Source organism: Pseudarthrobacter enclensis, assembly GCF_030811655.1.
In the GTDB taxonomy this organism is placed as follows: Bacteria; Actinomycetota; Actinomycetes; order Actinomycetales; family Micrococcaceae; genus Arthrobacter; species Arthrobacter enclensis_A.
This window is the reverse complement of sequence record NZ_JAUSRE010000017.1, coordinates 1-16,457: the sequence shown is the minus strand read 5'-3', so window position 1 is coordinate 16,457 and position 16,457 is coordinate 1. Positions and strand designations below refer to the sequence as shown.

Here is a 16,457-nt window from a genome sequence, read left to right as displayed (position 1 = left end):
TGGGAAATACGAAAGAAGAGACCACCCACAGTCTAGGGCAGGAGCGGCCGGATATCTTACCGCCGAACGTAGGTCACTGGCCATTGCCGCGCCGGTGACGGCTGTGAAGCGCCGCACACCTGGATGGCATGAGAACCCGCAAAGCACTCCAGATCCTAATCCTCGCAACCGCTCTCGTCGTCGGTGGGTTCGCACAGCACGGGACGTTCACGGCGTTCGAAAGCGTCCTTGACCTTTTCACCGGCGTCCTTCACGTCGCCGTTGCCCTGGTCAGTCCGGCCCGCGGCACTCCCGGCCGCTTCCTTGCCCTTACCGCCAGCTTTCTCGGCGTCGTTCTCAATCTGGTCACCCGACCCTATGGTGTTTCCTCCTCTGCCTGGTCGGGCTTGAAGTTGCCGCGCCCCCTTCCACCCTGGCAGTGCGGATCCTTGGTCGGCTTGGCGTCAAACCGTTGCCTGAAGTAACCAAACCCGTCACCTCGATGTCATCCAGGGCCCGTACGTTCACAGGCATGACAAGACCCTCGCCGGCAGTCCCTGAACAATCCACTACCGAAGAACAGCCCAGCACGAGCGTGCTGCGCAGGCTCTCACGATCCGTTCGCAGCCAAAGGCCGCTTGTGATCGTGGCCGCCAGCTGCACCCTCGCCATTCTGGGTGGCGCCGGCATCGCGACTGCTTCCACCCTTCCCTTCGGCCAACAGCAGGTCGGCTCCGAGGATGAGAAGGGGGAGCAGATTTCCTCGAACCAGGCGATCAAGCCCATCGGCGACCGCCTAATGACACCCTTTGGCAAAATCATGGGCTCGACCGTCAGCCCGGACGGCCGTTACCTCGTCGGGACCAGCGCCGACCGGTCCGTGGACCTGCAGGTCTTCGACCTCACCACGTACAAGCCGGTCGCGGCCGCGGGCACACAAGCTGCTACCGCGTTTGCCACCGCGGCTGCCAACGCAGGCTATGCCAACATGGCGTACCAGCAGATCACCGATGGCTCGGTGGGCCAGGACGGCCCGGTCTTTTCACCTGACGGCAAGTTCCTTTATGAGCCCGTCGCGACCGGCATTGTCCGCTACCCCTTCAACCCGGACGGCTCGCTCGGAGCCGGTACCAAGATCAATATTCCGGCCGCCGGTGACAAGCAGGCCCTGACCGCCGGCATGGCTTTCTCCCCGGACGGCTCGACCCTCTACGCCGCCGTGAACGGCCAGAACTCGGTCGTCGCGATCGACCCCGCCGCCGGCACGATCAAGCAGACCTTCGCCACGGGGATCGCGCCGCGGCAACTGAAGTTCGTCGGCACCAGGCTGTACGTCTCCAACGAGGGTGGCCGCCCGGCACTGCCCGGGGAACCCACGATGAACTCCTACGGCACTGACGTCCCGGCGGACCCCAACCTCGGCACCTCCACGACTGGAACGCTCAGCGTCATCGACACGGCCAACGCGGCGGCACCGGTCTCCTCGATCGACGTTCAACTGCACCCGACCGGGCTGTTCCTGGACGGCACCACCCTGTACGTGGCGAACACCAACAGTGACACTGTCTCGGTGGTGGACACGGCCAGCAACAAGGTTCTTCAGACCATCGCCACCCAGCCCTGGGCCTCCTCCCAGGTCGGTTACGAGCCCACCGCCATCACCATGCAGGGCGACCACCTGCTGATCTCGCTCGGCCGCGCAAACGCCGTTGCGGTCTACAAGGTCAACAAGCAGGACCCGAAAGACCCCGCCAGCTACGTCGGCCTCCTGCCGACCGATTACTACCCCGGAAATGTCACCGTGGTGAACGGCCAGATCGTGGTCACCAACATCCGCGGGATCGACGCGCGCGGACCGGAAGTGACCATCAACGAGGGGCCGAACACGACCGCAGCGACCGGTCACGGGACGCACTCCACCACGGCGTCGCTGACCAGGTTCACCCTGCCTAGCGATGAAGAGATCCAGAAGAACACCGAGACGGTGTTCGAGCAGAACGGCTGGGACGGCAGCTCCGTGAAGGACGCGACGGCTGCGGAGGCCGCCAAGATCCCCGCGGTCGCCGTCCCGAAGCGGATTGGGGAGCCGTCGACCATCAAGCACGTCTTCCTGATCGTGAAGGAAAACCGGACCTACGACCAGGTCTACGGCGACATGAAGCAGGGCAACGGGGATGCCGCCTTGGCCCAGTTCGGTGCGAAAGTCACCCCAAACCAGCACGCCTTCGCCGGCCAGTTCGGCCTGTATGACAACACCTACGACATCGGCACCAACTCGGCCGAGGGCCACAACTGGATGATGCAGGGCGATGACCCGGCCTACACCGAGACCAGCGCCGGCGAGTACAAGCGGTCCTACGACACCGAGGACGACGTCCTCGGCCACCAACGCTCGGGTTTTCTCTGGACCGCGATCAAGGACGCAGGCAAGACCGCGAGGAACTACGGCGAATTCGACTCCGAGGAAGGCAAGCCCGCCGGGGCGACGTGGCAGCAGTATTACTGCGCCGCGACCAGCACCATGGCCGGCGGCGACCCCGCCCAGCTCTTCACCCCGGCACTGCAGATGCACGCCGCCTCGGCCATCCCGTCACTCAACGAAATCACGGACCCGAACGCAGCACCGTTCGACACCTCGGTGCCGGACATCTACCGCTATGAGGCCTGGAAGCAGGACTTTGAGAAGAACGGCCCGAAGAACTTCCAGATGACCTGGCTTTCAAGCGACCACACCGGCGGCACCGCCGACCCGGAAGCCCAGGTCGCCGACAATGACCTCGCCGTGGGCAAGATTGTCGACGAGATCTCGCACTCCGAGTACTGGAAAGACTCCGCGATCTTCATCGCCGAGGACGACAGCCAGAACGGTACCGACCACGTCGACGGCCACCGCGCCCCGGTCCAGGTCATCAGCCCCTACGCCGTGCACGGAAGAACTGTCAGCACGTTCTACTCCCAGATCAACATGGTCCGGACCATTGAACAGATCCTCGGCGCCCAGCCGCTGAACCAGAAGGTGGCCGCAGCCACCCCAATGTTCGACGCCTTCACCAACAAGCCCGACCTGACACCATTCGCTGCGGTCCCGAACCAGATTCCCCTCACCGAGGGCGTCAAGACCGCACCCGCCTGCGGCCCCGACACCCTGGGCCAGACCGGAGCGGCGGCTGCCGCGGTAAACGACGCCGCAGCCAAAGCCACCGCCGTCCCGGCCCCCATGAAGGAAACCGCCGAAAAGTGGGACGACTGGTCAGAGAAGCAGCACCTCACAGGCAACGGTGCGAAGGAAGACTACGCGGACCCCAACCTGTTCAACCGCTGGACCTGGTACCAGGCCCACAACTGGTCAACCCCCTACCCAGGTGATGAGAAGATCTACGGCCCTGACGAGGTGCCCGGCATTCCCGCCGGATCAACCAACCACGAAGACGACTAAGCACGCCCGGCCCGCGCCCCGTCTAAGCGAGTATCACTGCGTAAAGCCTGCGAGGGCTGGATACACATCGTCCAGCCCTCGCGACCGTCCACTAACGCGTCCAAACGGTCGGGCGCCCAGCCAACAAGACTGCCGTCGCCATGAGTTCGCAGTGGTGGGGCTTATTCGTTCCGTCGAAGTCCCTCGACTGGGATGCTCGTCGTGGCTGCGGCAGTCGGCCCCCGTCGATGGCACGTACCGTCGCGCGGGGGCTCAGCTCGTCGGGATCCCGTCAGGATCGCTCGGTCATTGAACCAATGTTCTTATGTCCTAACATTTTGGTTGGGTTCACCGTCGGTTCATATGCCATGCGCTGTCCTGTCACGTAGTCCCTGGAAGATTGTCCGTGCATTCGGGGGACTTTTCGAGACAAGATGAAGGAATACCCATGACCAACCGCTTCTTAGCAGCGGCCGCCGTCGCCGTTGTTGCAGCTACCGCTGTGACCGGCTGCGCCCAAAGCAGTACCTCCTCGACCCAAAACAATGGGACCGGCGCTACTCCGGACAAGACGGTCACCGTCTTCATCAGCGGGGATACCAATGTTCAGAACTTGTGGGAGAAGAGCCTTGTTCCGGCGTTCGAGAAAGCCAATCCTGGCTACGACGTGAAGGTGACGCTGGATCTGCACGGTGAGCACGATTCGCAGACCTTGGCGAAATTGACCAGCGCGACGGAGCAGAACAAGGAACCTGACTTTGACCTGGTGGACGGCGGGTTTGTTCCCAAGGCCTCAGCGGCCAATCTGCTGACCCCCGTGGGCTCCCAGACGATTCCGGCCCTGAATGATGTCCCTCAGGATGTCATCAAAGCCGGAGGCACAGGTGGCATTCCGTACCGCGGCTCTGCAGTGCTTCTGGCCTATGACACCAAGACAGTAGCTAGGCCGCCTAAGACCCTGGATGATTTGCTCGCGTGGATTAAGGCAAACCCGGGCAAGTTCACGTACAACTCGCCGAAGTCGGGCGGCTCCGGGGGGGCCTTCGTTGCCACTGTGTTGGACAAGTTCGTCCCGGCCGACGCCCGCGCGAAGATGGCCGTGGGTTATGAGAAGGATCTGGAGTCGTACTGGGACCAGGGCTTCGCGACGTTGAAGGACCTCAACTCGTCCGTCTTCCAGAAAGGCGTCTACCCCAACGGCAACAAGCAGACCCTTGACCTGCTCGCCAGTGGGCAGATCTCGATGGCTCCGGTCTGGTCAGACCAGTTCATCACCGGCTTGACCAACGGCCAGATCCCTTCCACAGTGAAGGCCACTCAGATCAGCGACCCGTCCTTTACCGGCGGTGCCGCCTACCTCGGCATCCCCAAGTCTTCGCCCCGCCAGGAGGCTGCGCTGAAGCTCGCCAACTTCGTCCTGTCGCCGGACGCGCAAACCATGATCATCAAGGAAATGTCCGGCTTCCCGGCCATCAGCCTGGACAAACTGCCTGCTGACGTGAAGGAAAAGTTCAAAGACGCAGACACGAACAACCTGCGCAAGGGCTACTTTGACCAAATGGGCAAAGACCTGAACAACCTCTGGGACCAGAAGGTTCCCGGCCAGTGACCAGCACGCTTCCCAAGCCGGCGGAACGGCAACAAACGGTTCCGCCGGCCCGTGCCAGGCGCCCCAAGCGTCTGGGCCAGCGAGGCGTCGGGTTCTTCATGGCGTTGCCGCCGATCCTGCTGATCGCTCTTTTTGTCGGCTTCCCGATCGTGCTTGCTTTCGGGTTCAGCATCGGCTTGAACGGCGGGTTGAACCACACAATTGCCACCATTGGCCAGAACGTGCACGAGTCCGAGGGCTGGTGGGGAACGCTGGCGGCGTACCAGGAGATGTTCTCGAACCAGCGTTTCCTCGGGGACCTCCTGGTCACGGTCATTGTGACGCTGGTGAGTACGATCACGGTCCTCTTTCTTGCCCTGGGGATTGGGCTGTACCTCAAACTCAAGGGTGGCCGGATGGCCCGGCTGCTCTCCGGGCTCGCGATTGTGCCGCTGTTCATCCCGGTGGTGATCGCTTCCTGGGCCATCCTGACCTTTTACTCGGGGACGGGTTTCCTCCGGAGCGTCTTCGCCATCGTCGGGCTTGACTTCCCCGTGTGGGCGTTCACGATGGTGGCGGTCATCATCGGCTCGGTGTGGACGTCGCTGCCTTTCGCGGTGCTTATGGTCTCCTCCGGGCTGCAGTCGGTACCGAACGCCATGATTGAAGCAGCCCGCGACGCCGGCGCTGGCTCGTTGCGGACGATCGTCTCCGTCATCATTCCCATGGCTGCCGTTCCGATCATCATCGCGACGACGTTCACCGCTATTGGCATCGTAGGATCGTTCACGGTCCCTTACTTCACGGGGCCCAACTCGCCCAACATGCTCGGTGTGGACATGTCGAACTACTTCTCCTCCTTCAATCAGCCGCAGCAATCGGCCGTCATGGCCTTCACGGTTTTCGTGATTGCCTCCGGAATTGCCGCGCTGTATGTGTGGGCTAACTTCCGTTCCGCCAAGGAGCAAGGGAAAGTCTGATGTCTAACACTCCTGTTTCCCGGGCCCGCACGGCCTCCTCCACCCGCCGGCCGCCGTCGTTGGACTCGATTCTCCGCAGTGCCCTCGTGGGCCTGTTCGTGATCCTGATGCTCGTTTTCATTCTGGGCCCCTTGCTATGGCTGGGCGTGCGCGCCTTCGCCGGTAGTTGGACGTTCCCCAATCTCCTACCTGATGATTGGACGCTGCGCTGGTGGCAGGTCGTCTTCAACGATGGCGCGCTCAGTATCGCGGTCCAGAACTCTTTGTTTTTTGCCCCGCTAACGGTGCTCGTTTCGGCAGTCATCTGCCTGCCGGCGGCCTATGCGTTCGCCCGTTTCGATTTCCCCGGACGGCGCTTGTTCCTGATCAGCCTGTTCGCCACAAATGCGTTTCCGAAGATGGGGTTGTTCGTCACCCTTGCTGCGCTCTTCTACGCGTTGAACCTCATGAACAGCGTGTTGGGAATCCTGGTGGTACATGTGCTGGGCACGGTGGTGTTCATGACGTGGATCCCGGCGGCAGCGTTCGCTGCCGTGCCGCGGAACCTCGAGGAAGCTGCCCGCGACGCCGGCGCTTCCAAACTTCGCGTGTTCGCTTCCGTGACGCTCCCCATGGCGCTGCCCGGGATCATTGTTGCGGCGGTGATGTCGTTCCTGGCGTCTTTCGACGAAGCCCAGGGAACATACCTGGTGGGTGCACCGGACTTCATGACCATGCCCACCCAGATGTACAGCCTGGTGCTGAACTATCCCACCCAGGTGGCGGCAGTCTTTTCCATCCTGCTGGCCATCCCGTCCGTCGCGCTCATGCTCGCGGCGCACAAGCACATCCTCGGTGGCCAGCTCGCCGAAGGATTCCAGATTAAATAGCGGCCCGTACTCAACCCACGCAGCACGCCCGCGCTCAACGTCAGACAGAGACCCCATGACACTTCATGAACCAGTGACTGAACCCTCCGCCAGCACAACAAGCACCGGAACTGCCGCCTCGGGCGGTGGCCTGACCATCCGTGGCCTTCACAAAATCCTCGGTGGCCGCACCATCATCGACAACCTCGACCTCTCGGTAAAAGAGGGCGAACTGGTATCCCTGCTGGGCCCTTCCGGGTGCGGCAAGACAACGACGCTCCGGATGATCGCCGGCTTCCTGCAACCGGACGAGGGCTCCATCGAGGTGGAAGGCCAAGAGGTGTCACACCTTGGCGCGGAGAATCGCCCCAGCGCCATGGTGTTCCAGAACTACGCCCTATGGCCCCACATGACGGTAGCCAAGAACGTCGGCTTCCCGCTGAAGCTCCGCAAAATGTCCAAGACCGAGATCAAGGACAGGGTGGAGGCAGTCCTTGAGCTGGTCAGCCTCTTGCACCACAAGGATTCCAAACCCGCCCGAATCTCTGGTGGCGAGCAGCAGCGCGTGGCGTTGGCCAGGGCCCTGGTCCAGGAGCCGAAGCTCCTGCTGCTCGATGAGCCGCTGAGCAACCTCGACGCCAAACTGCGTGTCAAAGTGCGTGAAGACATCCGCAGGATCCAGCAGGAGCTGGGCATCACCACGGTCATCGTCACCCATGATCAGGAAGAGGCGATGTCCATGTCCGACCGCATCGCCGTGATGAACGCTGGCAGGATCGAGCAATACAGCACCCCCGAGGCCCTCTATGCCCGCCCGGAAACCGAGTTTGTAGCCACCTTCATCGGCAGCATGAACCGCCTGGAAGGCTCGTTCGTCGACGGCCTCATCACCTCGGGTCCCGACATTCTCGGGATTCGACCCGAGGACGTCATCCTTGCAGATGCGCCCTTCGCCGGTGCAGTGCCGGCCACTGTCGAGAGGGTCGTTCCGCGGGGACATTTCCAGGAAGTGTATGTGCGCAGGGGAGATACCCAGCTACGGAGTTTTGTTAGCGGTGAGCTCGTTCAGGCCGGCCAGCAGACATATGCGGGGGTCCGCAAGGCCATGACGTTCCGGGACGGACGGCTGGTGGCAGAGGCCGGTGCGGCACTTTGACCAACATGATTGACACCAAAAGGACCCGCGCAACGGCACATCGGGGCGATTCCAGCAAACACCTGGAGAACACGCTGCCTGCCATCGCGTCTGCCATCGACGCTGGTGCGGACCTCGTGGAGGTGGACGTCCGGGTAACGAAGGATGGGCAGGTGATCCTGCTCCACGACGCCTCGCTGTTGAGGATTTGGGGTCTGGACGCCGACGCTGCGGCTGTCGACTATGAGCGCATCAGGCAACTGGGAGCGGGCACGGAACGGATCCCGTTGCTTTCCGAAGCCATCGAACTGTTCCGCGGCAGCCGGTCAACGCTGCTCATTGACATGGACGAAGCTGGCCTGGCAGAGGCCGCCGCCGCCGTTGTACGCGACGGCGGCGTGAATGTGGCCTGGTGCGGCAACCTCGAGGGAATGCGGACCGTCCGCGCCATAGACCCCGCAGCCAGGATCTGGCTCCCGTGGAACAAGAGGATCGCCCCACCCAAAGAGCTGCTTACGGAACTGAAGCCCGAGTACGTCAATTCCGAGTACGTGGTTCTCAACAAGGACATCGTGGAACAGATCCACGCCACGGGCGCCAAAGTTGCTTGCTGGACCGTAGACGACGTGGAATCCATGCGCTGGGCATTGGCACTTGGCGTGGATTCGATCACGAGCAACCGGTTGGATCTGCTGCAAGGCGCGATCGCCGAAGACCCCGACGGATGGTCCTCGGCCCAGGCTCCCCGGCGGCTGGCGGGGGACGAGGTTCTCGAATCCCGAAAAGTAGCCTTGGAACTCGCCGCATGGGCCGTCGGGTACATGCGCGACGCCGATCGCGGCCAGGTCTCGACCAAGGCCAACCCCGGTGATCTGGTCACGGAAGTCGATGTCGCCGTCGAGCGCCATGTCCGCGAAGTCATTGCGGCCCGCCTCCCCGGCCACACCGTGGTGGGAGAGGAAATGGGTGGGACCGCGGTGCCCGGGGCACCATGTTGGTACCTTGATCCCGTCGACGGAACCACGAACTACGTCAACCACCTTCCCTGGACGGCGTTTTCGCTTGCCTTGGCTGTCGACCGCAAACCTGAGGTGGCTGTCGTCGCGGATCCATGGCGCGGCGAGATTTTCGAAGCCGTGGCCGGCTGGGGCGCCCACCTGAATGGTCAGCCCCTATCGCTCGCTTCCCAAGGCACCCTGGCGCCCGCGTCTCTTGCCGGAGCCGTCGTGGCGACGGAACTCGCCGGGCACTTGCCGTGGCCCGGAATGCTGGACCTGCTCGCGCAGCTCGGCGACCGGCACAGCATCATGCGGATCATGGGGTCGGCAACGATGACTGTGGTGGGCGTCGCCGCAGGGCGGGGTGCCGGAGCCATCATCGGCAGCTTCAGCCCGGTCGATCATCTGGCGGCCACGCTGATCGTTCAAGAGGCCGGTGGCGTCGTGCTGAATGCTGTTGGCGAAACGGATACCTTCCCGGAGCATGGCGGGGTGTTGGCGGCGCGTCCGGAATACTCCTCCGAGCTGTACGGACTATGGAGGAAAGCACATGACAGCGCCCGCGGTTGAGGTGCAGGGACCGCTCCTCGATGCGGTGTTCACGCTGGACAGGCGGAGCCGCTTCGAATTAATCGGTGAAGTCCGCCTCGGCTTCCCGACGCACCACCCGCAGGGCATGGTGTTCGCGCAGGGTCTGACGTTCCTGTCATCTGTCGAGATCCTCGACGCCCCGCGCCCCGCCGCAGATCCAGCGTTGCGCACTCCGGGCCGGGGAAGGGGCCACATCTTCGTTCTCGACTCACAAGGTGCCTTAATCCGCGACGTGGTCCTCGGCGAGGACACCATGTATCACCCCGGAGGCATTGACTTCGACGGCGAACACGTGTGGGTCTCGGTAGCCGAATACCGGGCTGGAGGGCGGAGTATCGTTTACACGATTGATCCGTCCAGCTTCGAGGTGCGCGAGCGGTTCCGAGTGAATGACCACATTGGCTGGATCGTCCGGGATCCAGGACTGAATCTCGTCTTCGGCGGAAGCTGGGGTTCCCGGCAACTCCATACCTGGGATAGTGAAGGCCGCATGGTCGCCAGCTGGGCGAACCCGGGCCACTTCATTGACTACCAGGACGCCCAACTGCTGGGCCCGGGCCTGCTGTTGTGCACAGGAATTTCCGTGTTGCCGCAGGAAAACGGCGCGGCTTTCGAACTGGGGGGACTGGCCCTGGTGGAACCGCAGCGGCAGAGAATCTTGCGGGATATACCCATCAGCATATTCAGTACCGCCGGGCACGTCATCACACGGAACCCTGTTACCGTCACTCCAGCTGAATCAGGACTTCACATTCACGCGGCTCCCGACGACGGCGACGACAACGGTGGAACACGGATCCTCAGCTACAGGATGAGCTAGCACAGGCCGAACCGTCAGGTAAATCGAGATTCCGTACTGCAACTATGCCTGGGCACAAGGTTCGGCTCTTCGCCTGACTGCAGCTAAGGCGTGTGGGGTGACGGGTTCAAGTCCCTGGCTGGTGCGCCTTCCGCCTGCTGTCTTTGGAGCCCGGCGGTCCTGGCTATTTCAGCCCACCTGATCCTGTTGGGGGGCGAAGCGAAAAAGATGCAGCAGCTTGGGATCGGAAACCTGAAGCCCAGTGCCTTACCTCGAGCTCAATCCGCACCGACAAACGCCGCAATAGCTGACACGCATCGTGTTGGCCATTCTGGCTATCCTGACCGCGGCGGTGGTCGACCTGAGCCCTGCCCTGCCTGGCCTCAGGCAGGGTGCACACATCACAGTGGGAGGCCGCGACGTTCCGGAGATGGGCATGGTCCTGCGCGTGGTGTCTGTGGGCATAGCGATGTGACGGGCTTGGTCACACGGCTTTTCCAATGGAAAACCAAGGCCGGTCGGCGCGGGGTTTAATCGCGGCAGCTGGATACAATCCTCGGCAGCTGGGTACGATCCCCGGCAGAAGCGCCCGGACTGTTTTAGACTTCAGCAACTGGGAGGTTGCGTGCTGGACCGGGGCGAGGACAACACGGAGGATCAATGGCCGGGCAACAGGATGATCTGCTGACACAGTCGCTGCTGCTCGATGAGATCGGGCAGTCCGTGATCGGCATGGACAACCGTTGGCGGGTCACCTACTGGAATCGTGCCTCGGAGCGTCTCTATGGTTACGCAGCCTCAGAGGTGTTGGGAAGGACGCCTCTTGAGCTGGGAATCGTCGGTAATTTCAAGACCCTCGCTCCGGGGCCCACGGGAGAGGAAATCGCTGAGTGGATAGCGAGAGGCAGGGACTGGTCGGGGGAGTTCTGGGTGCGGGACCGGTCCGGCAGGGAGTTCCCGGTCCATGGAACGATCAGCCCAATCAGGGGCCGACACACGGTGCCGGTGGATATTGTGGCCATTTCAAAAGACATCACCGACCGGAAGCACCAAGAGGCGATCCTGCGCCGGCTCTCGGCGATGGTGGAGTCCTCCGGTGATGCGATCATCAGCGCTGACATGGATGGGAAGATCAGCAGCTGGAACGCGGGCGCCGCCAGGATGCTTGGCTGGAGCGCGGCGGAAGCCGTGGGCCAGAACCCTGCGCTTTTCACGACCCGAGGGCCGGAGGACGTGGGCGAGCGGGTCGCCGAACGGATCCGCAACGGGGCATTCGTTCCGGGTTTGGAAGCTAGGTGGCGGCGTAAGGACGGGTCGCTCATTGACGTTGAACTGACGGTGTCCCCGGTCTATGGGCAGGACGGGACGCTGGCCGGTGCTTCCGGGATCGCAAGGGACATCACTGAAATCAAGCGGTTGCGCACCGAAGCTGATGCGGAGCGGCGTCGGTTATTGGCCGCCCAGGAGATGGCGCACGTGGGAAGCCTCGAGTACTCGGCCGATCTGGGTACGGCGTGGCACTCACAGGAGCTCGCCCGGATCGTGGGCCTCGGGCCGGGGGAGTCGTTGTCGTGGGAGCGGATGCTGGAGCGGACCCATCCCGAGGACCGTGACCTGGTGCGGAGGGTATGGCGGAGCCTGCGGGCAGGGGCAGGTTTCGCTGATGTTGAATACCGGCTCCTCCGGCCCGATGGCGGGCAGCGGTGGCTGCATTCGAGGATACGCAGCGTCGATGGCCCGGACGGGAAACCCCTTCAGTTCCTTGACACGGTGCTGGACGTCACGGAGCGCAAGGACGCGGAACAGATCCTGGAATGGCAGGCCCGGCACGACGCCCTGACAGGTCTGCCGAACAGATACTGGATCACCGAGGTGCTGCAGGGTTTCCTTGACCAGGGTTGTTGCCCTGCCGTCATGTTCGTCGATATCGACCGGTTCAAGCTGGTCAACGACGGCATTGGCCACAGCGGTGGAGACAGGATACTGATGCTCGTCAGTGAACGCTTGAAGAAGGCAGTTCGGGCCGGTGACACCGTGGGCCGCTTCGGGGGCGATGAATTCATTATCGTTTGCGAGAACATGGGAATGCGTGCCGCCCAAGTATTGGCCGGGCGGATCCGTGAATGCATCAGGTCTCCATTCGAGGTCGAAGAGCGGCAGATTTTCCTGAACGTCAGTGTCGGCATTGCGCTCGCCGGGCCCGATGACACGGCCCAGTCCATGCTGGGCGGGGCGGACACTGCGATGTACCGGGCGAAATCTGCTGGTGGGGACGCCTCAGCGATCTATCACTCCCGCATGACCCGACGGGCCAGCGGACGCTTGGACCTGGAATCAGACCTGCGGTTGGCCCTGGACAGAGGAGAACTTCGCCTGAACTATCAGCCGATTATCGACCTGGATTCGGAGGCCCCGTTGGGCTTCGAGGCGCTCCTGCGGTGGGAACACCCGGACCACGGCCTCATATCCCCTGAAGCATTCATTCCCATCGCCGAAGAGACCGGCCTGATCATTCCGATAGGCACCTGGGTCCTGCACGAAGCACTCCGCCAAGGGAACCAGTGGCGTCAGCAGATAGATGGCGCGGCAAGCCTGACGACCGCGGTGAACATTTCCGGACGCCAGTTGGTGGCGAAGAATTTCCCGGACATCGTCGAAGCCGCCATCCGGGATACCGGCATCGACGCTGCAGCCGTGCATCTGGAAATAACGGAAACGGTCCTCATGGACGAACCCGATCTGCCCAGGGAAACCTTGCAGCGCCTCTCCCGCTTGGGTGTTTGCCTCTCCATCGATGACTTCGGCACAGGCTATTCTTCCCTCAGCTATCTGAAGTGGCTCACGGCGAAGACGTTGAAGATTGACCGCACCTTCATAAGGGAACTTGGAGAAGACCCCCGCGCCGGAACAGTCATCGAGCTTGTGCTGGGCATGGCGAAAAGCCTCAGACTTGACGTCATCGCCGAAGGCGTCGAAACCCTCGATCAACTCGGTGAACTTCGGCGTCTGGGTGTGACGCGCGCTCAAGGTTTCCTGTGGAGCAAATCGATTCCTTCCGATCACGTCCCGGCCTGGCTGCGCAGCCGGGTGCGGAAAACGGCACAACAGCTTCAGTAAGACGCCCGGATGGTGGTGTACGGATATACGCCGGTCACCGGCAGCCACCTCATCGGCCCGACCTGCTCACAGCAAGCCGGGGGCGTTTTCGCAACCTCGATGGCGGACTGGAACAACCATGCATGGGGCTGACAGGTGCTCTGGCATGTGTCCAATGAGGTTCACGATATTTTTGACGGAATGGGACCCGCGCCCCTGTTGGAGCGGCCGGTCCGGTCGTAGACTGAGAGCGACTGCAGGTAACCATCAGATGACGCCGGGTTGTTCAGGACATGAGAATGTCCGAGCCTTCTCTTAGCGAGATCGCGAAGGTACCTGCAGGTTCTGCGCATACAGGCTGGAGGGCAGCCCCATCCCAACACCGGGCGAGTCGATCAGGTAGTCGCTCAGAAAAGGCGCCCTCCGCTGGGATCTTTGGCTCTTGCACCACCACAAGATCAGGCGTAACACTGTGTATACGTTCTTCGAAAGAAGGACGGGAACGGACAACAGGGGAAGTCTGGAAGGCACGGTGGATCTGATCCGCAGTGGTCTGCCGGTGACGAGGCAGGAAGCACCAGGACTCCCGCAAGTTCGGGAGATGATGTTCGTCATAACGCAATCAAAATAGTCGAAGCCCCTTCAGCATTGCTGGTGGGGCTTCCCCTATTTAACGCCGACATGGCTGGGCCGGAGCACCCGCAATCGAAATATCGAGACTCCACGTTAGAGAACCCTGAAGTAGAGCTGGCGGTACCACCGGGTTTTCGTGGCCGCCGGTGCAGCGGCGTGAGTGCTGATGTGATCCTTAATTCCAACCTCATTGTTGGAATGTCGCTGGCGTGGGGATAAAACGGGGTAAGCGGCGTCTCAAGGGCCCCGACGCGAGCTTGCGAGCGTGGGTAGGGACCTCCGCGGTACGACGGCGACTGGCGCCCCGCCGTAGTACCTCACCCTTTGGTTGAGCTGCTTCGGGCAAGTGCTAGGCGGCTGCCCGGGGCGAGCTTCAGGGACTTAATGATGGCGTCGGTGACGTCCTCCGTGGTGGCGTTGCCGCCGACGTCGCGGGTCAGGTGACCGCGCCGGTGGCCGCTTCGATTGCGGCTTCCACCTGGTGGGCCTCCTCATGCAGCCCGAAGTGATCCAGCATCAGGGCCGCACTGGCGATGCGACGATCGGGTTGCTGATGCCTTGGCGGGCATTGCCCGGCGCGGACCCGTGGACCTGCCCGAACATGGACGGGAAGCGCCGGTCCGGGTTCAAATTGGCGCTGGCCGCCAGGCGCAGGCTGCCTGCTCTGCAGCTCCAGGCCAGCGAACTCTGTGCCGGTGCCGCCTTGTCCGCCGCCGTTGGTGTTGTTCGGACGGTCGGCGGAATGTAGATCGTGGCTTGGCCTTCCTCTATTGGTTCGAATCCGCTTCCTCCGAGACAAAGGGCCAGAAAGGTCAGGTCGTTGGGCAACCACATCTAATGGCCAACGGACACTCACATAAAAACACCCAATACCGTTCAGCCATATTCGTTCAAGTTCAAACAGAATTCGGCCGTTGAACGTAAATCGGTTACTAATGCGAGAAGGTCGGGCTGACGCGAGGGCTGGATCGCGTCGATACCACGGTGATGTGGGATCAAACCATCTGGTGCCGGGCAACCGAAGGGTGTCATGACAAAAGTTCTCAAGGTCTAGCGAGAGGACGCCGGCGGGGGCCTGTCACGATTGGGTGTCGAGGTAGTGCACAATCGCGCGCGCCGTTTCTTCCGGTGCACTTACGTGGGGGCAGTGCCCGGTGGCTTGAAGCTGCACCAGGGTGCTGTGTTCCAGGTTCTTGTGCAGGTAGGCGCCCACTTCGGTCGGGGCAAGGCGATCGTTGGAGCATTGCAGAATGAGGCAGCTGGTGTGCAGCTTTCTCAGTTCAGGACGGGTGTCGGAGAAGAAAGTTACTTCGGCGAAGTGTCGTGCGATGGCCGGATTTGTCCGGCAGAAGCTGACACGCAGGTCCTCAGCTAATTCCGGCTCTTGCGGGTTGCCCATGACTATGGGCGCCAGCGCCGCGGCCCAGGCGAAATAGTTGCTGTCCAGAGATGCCAGCAGGCCTTCGATGTCTTCCCTCGAGAAGCCGCCGATGTAGCCATCGTACGGGTCGTTCGTATGGCGGGGTGAAGGAGCAAGCAGGATCAGGTGGGAAAAACGAGTGGGTTCGTGCGCTGCGGCGACCACGGCGATCATGGTGCTGACACTGTGTCCCACCAGGATGACGTCCTCAAGTTCAAGGGCGGCGCAAATTTCCAGCAGATCCATCGCGTACCCATTCAGGGACCCGTACTTCTCCCAGTCATAGGCGCTGATGTCGGAATGTCCTGCACCAACATGGTCAAAAAGCACCAGCCGGTAGTCATTAACGAAGTAGGGGAGCAGCTTCCGCCACATGCTCTGATCGCAGCCGAAGCCGTGGGCAAACATCAACACAGGCCCGTCCTCCCGGCCCAATAAGGTGACGTTGTTTCGGGCGCTTACCGCAGCAGCTGCTTTGACCACATTCTCACTGACCCTCACGTAGGGTGTCGTTCTTTCCCAGACTATCCACGGGAAATAGAGAAATCCTAGGGTTCCAGCCACTGTGACTTTCAAGGCGGCGACGATCCAACCCATTTGGGGAATCGGCACATCGGCGGCCTGTATCGACCGGAGCCGCGACAAGGAGTTTAACGGCCAGGACAGTGGAGAGTGCGGCGAAGGGAAGTTCAACGAGGAAGCTTCAAGGACCGCTGTCAGGAGTTGCATACCTGCTCGGCCATAGCGAGCGGGCCGTCGTGTGGTCCATTAGCTCACTTTGTGAGTCCTCAAGTTATGGGCAAATGAAAACCGCCCGTACAGGCGAACCTGTTCGGGCGGTCTTCAGGGCTCCAGGCCAATTTGTTTTGCAGGCTAGGCTGTGGCAACCTGGCGGGCGCCTTCTTCCTTTGGTGTCATTTCGCCGTGTCCGGCGATCATGGTCTGCTCGTCGAAGGGCAGTTCGCCGGAGAGGAC

Annotated in this window: 11 protein-coding genes and 1 pseudogene; 9 read left to right on the top strand and 3 right to left on the bottom strand. The window is 62.1% G+C overall.

What is annotated here, in order from left to right; all coding sequences use genetic code 11:
- Positions 1–212: 212 nt before the first annotated feature.
- Positions 213–359: pseudogene (locus J2X98_RS15430) on the bottom strand (CsbD family protein); the annotation flags it as partial.
- Between the two features lie 152 nt (positions 360–511).
- Here J2X98_RS15430 and J2X98_RS15425 point away from each other — a divergent pair.
- The 9 genes from J2X98_RS15425 to J2X98_RS15385 all read left to right on the top strand — a co-directional run bounded on the left by J2X98_RS15425 (position 512) and on the right by J2X98_RS15385 (position 13,450).
- Positions 512–3,415, top strand: a complete 2,904-nt coding sequence (locus J2X98_RS15425; RefSeq protein WP_307309814.1) for an alkaline phosphatase family protein — start codon at positions 512–514, stop codon at positions 3,413–3,415.
- Between the two features lie 427 nt (positions 3,416–3,842).
- Positions 3,843–5,003, top strand: a complete 1,161-nt coding sequence (locus tag J2X98_RS15420; protein WP_307309811.1) for an extracellular solute-binding protein — start codon at positions 3,843–3,845, stop codon at positions 5,001–5,003.
- A complete protein-coding gene (locus J2X98_RS15415) occupies positions 5,000–5,962 on the top strand; it encodes an ABC transporter permease (protein ID WP_307309809.1) in 963 nt (320 codons plus the stop codon). The genes J2X98_RS15420 and J2X98_RS15415 overlap by 4 nt, the downstream gene beginning before the upstream one ends.
- Positions 5,962–6,831: an ABC transporter permease gene (locus tag J2X98_RS15410; protein ID WP_307309807.1), complete on the top strand. Its 870-nt coding sequence runs from the start codon at positions 5,962–5,964 to the stop codon at positions 6,829–6,831. The genes J2X98_RS15415 and J2X98_RS15410 overlap by 1 nt, the downstream gene beginning before the upstream one ends.
- Before the next feature lie 73 nt (positions 6,832–6,904).
- The gene (locus tag J2X98_RS15405; protein ID WP_307309806.1) at positions 6,905–7,966 is read left to right on the top strand and encodes an ABC transporter ATP-binding protein; all 1,062 of its coding nucleotides are present in this window, start codon (positions 6,905–6,907) and stop codon (positions 7,964–7,966) included.
- Positions 7,967–7,971: 5 nt separating this feature from the next.
- A complete protein-coding gene (locus J2X98_RS15400; RefSeq protein ID WP_307309804.1) occupies positions 7,972–9,513 on the top strand; it encodes an inositol monophosphatase family protein in 1,542 nt (513 codons plus the stop codon).
- Positions 9,494–10,354, top strand: a complete 861-nt coding sequence (locus tag J2X98_RS15395) for a DUF6454 family protein (protein ID WP_307309799.1) — start codon at positions 9,494–9,496, stop codon at positions 10,352–10,354. The genes J2X98_RS15400 and J2X98_RS15395 overlap by 20 nt, the downstream gene beginning before the upstream one ends.
- Positions 10,355–10,652: 298 nt before the next feature.
- A complete protein-coding gene (locus J2X98_RS15390; protein ID WP_307309797.1) occupies positions 10,653–10,808 on the top strand; it encodes a hypothetical protein in 156 nt (51 codons plus the stop codon).
- 185 nt (positions 10,809–10,993) lie between these two features.
- Positions 10,994–13,450 (top strand): sensor domain-containing protein, encoded by a 2,457-nt coding sequence (locus J2X98_RS15385; RefSeq protein WP_307309791.1) that lies wholly within the window; start codon positions 10,994–10,996, stop codon positions 13,448–13,450.
- 1,128 nt (positions 13,451–14,578) lie between these two features.
- Here the strand turns inward: J2X98_RS15385 and J2X98_RS15380 are convergent.
- The gene (locus J2X98_RS15380) at positions 14,579–14,890 is read right to left on the bottom strand and encodes a hypothetical protein (protein ID WP_307309788.1); all 312 of its coding nucleotides are present in this window, start codon (positions 14,888–14,890) and stop codon (positions 14,579–14,581) included.
- Positions 14,891–15,140: 250 nt separating this feature from the next.
- A complete protein-coding gene (locus J2X98_RS15375; RefSeq protein WP_307310048.1) occupies positions 15,141–15,965 on the bottom strand; it encodes an alpha/beta fold hydrolase in 825 nt (274 codons plus the stop codon).
- Positions 15,966–16,457 lie beyond the last annotated feature (492 nt).